A 1,731-nucleotide genomic window follows, 5' to 3' on the forward strand; every position below is an offset into this window, starting at 1 on the left:
CCCAATCCCCAATCCCCAATCCCCAATCCCCAATCCCCAATCCCCAATAAATATATCATCAATAACTAATTTTAATTAAACTAAAAAAAATTTAAATTATATTTAATTAATAAATAATTAAAATAAAAATTAATTATTTATTCTTTATTTATTAATCATTTTAAAAATAAATATATATTAATTTAAGCTCAAATGAAGAAAGGACAAACATCAAAGAAAACAACAACAAAGACTAAAGAGACTGAAGATAACGAAGAATACTACACAAGAGAAGAAGAAGAAAGAATAGATAAATTCAAAGCTGAGACTGGAAAAAAATTTGATGATGATGAAATATATGCACTCATGCTAAAATACAAAGATGATGACGATGCTATTCTCAATGATCTAAAAGAACAATTGAAGGAAAGAAATAGAGGAGAAGAATTCGAATGGAAAGAAATTGGAAAAGGTAATTATATTTTTTTATTTAATTTTCGATTTTTTAATAGATGGAAAAAGGAAGAAGGATGAAGTCAAAAAAAAGTATGATGATTATCAATATTACAATAATAATAGAAATTATGATGATAATTATTATAATAACTACTATTCTGATAGAAGAAATAATAATTACAGAGGTAAATATAATAATTATGGCAAAAGAGGCGGAAGAAAGAATTATAATAGAGGAGGCGATACAAAAGAGATAGAAAAAGAATTAAACGACGTTCAAGAAACTAAAAAAGAAGAAACAGTAGAAGAGCCCAAAAAAGAAAAAAAAGAAAAGAAAGAAAAAAAAGAAAAAGAAGAAAAGAAACCAGAAGTAAAAGAACCAAAAAAAGAAATACAAGCATCCGAAACCCAACCAGAAGAAAACGCAGAAAAAAAAGAAAAAAAATCAGGAAAGCCTAGAAAGCCAAAGAAAGCCAACGTCGCATCAATGTTATTAGGAACCAATGTCGAAGTCAAAAAAGAAAAGCAAAAAGCCCACAAAAAAGAGCCAAGAACTGACAAAGATAAAGAAAAAGAAAAAGAAAAAAAGCAAGAAATTCCTCAACAAGAAGAAAATAAAGAAGTAAAGGAAGAACCTGTACCAAAAGAAGAGCCCAAAGAACCTGAAGTAAAAGAAGAAAAACCAGAAATCAAAGAAGAAAAAAAACCTATATTAGAAAGCAGTGAAAAAGAAGAATTTACTTTAAAAGGAAATAAAGAAGTTCCCACGAAACAAATCACCTTTACTACATCAGCGACTGTTCCTAAAGAAAATATCAAAAAAGAAGAGCCTAAAATTGAAGAAGTTCACGAAGAAAAAATTAATGAAGAAAAATCTGATAAAGAAGAAGCAAAACAAGAAAAAAAATCGAACGATTTACCAAGTCAACCTTATTTGACATATATGACTATGTACCCATGTATACCAGGCAGCGAAGATAAAAAAGATGGAAAACCTCCTATGATGTTCATGATCCCTATGTATTGTGTTGATCCAAGATCTTTTCCTAATCAAATGCCATCAATGCCAAATATGACTTTCCCATTTTTCCCTTTTCCAACTTTCGGCATGAATATGGCACAAAATAAATAAATAGTTTTTGTTATGTGATAGTCTTTATAAAACCTTTATTCATTTGATATTATATAAAAATCGAAAATTAAATTTATAATTTAAAATTATTTTTTTTTAAATTTTTATTGTTTTATGATTAAATATATATTTAAATCAATGGGGATTGGGGATTGGGGATTGGG

2 protein-coding genes are annotated in these 1,731 nt (G+C 27.6%); both read left to right on the top strand.

The window, feature by feature from the left end; translation table 11 throughout:
- The first annotated feature begins 192 nt into the window (after positions 1-192).
- The gene (locus ACJMM9_RS00825; RefSeq protein ID WP_405322978.1) at positions 193-513 is read left to right on the top strand and encodes a hypothetical protein; all 321 of its coding nucleotides are present in this window, start codon (positions 193-195) and stop codon (positions 511-513) included.
- Positions 443-1,567: a hypothetical protein gene (locus ACJMM9_RS00830; protein ID WP_405322979.1), complete on the top strand. Its 1,125-nt coding sequence runs from the start codon at positions 443-445 to the stop codon at positions 1,565-1,567. The genes ACJMM9_RS00825 and ACJMM9_RS00830 overlap by 71 nt, the downstream gene beginning before the upstream one ends.
- Positions 1,568-1,731 lie beyond the last annotated feature (164 nt).

This window comes from Fibrobacter sp., from assembly GCF_045112255.1.
GTDB lineage: Bacteria > Fibrobacterota > Fibrobacteria > Fibrobacterales > Fibrobacteraceae > Fibrobacter.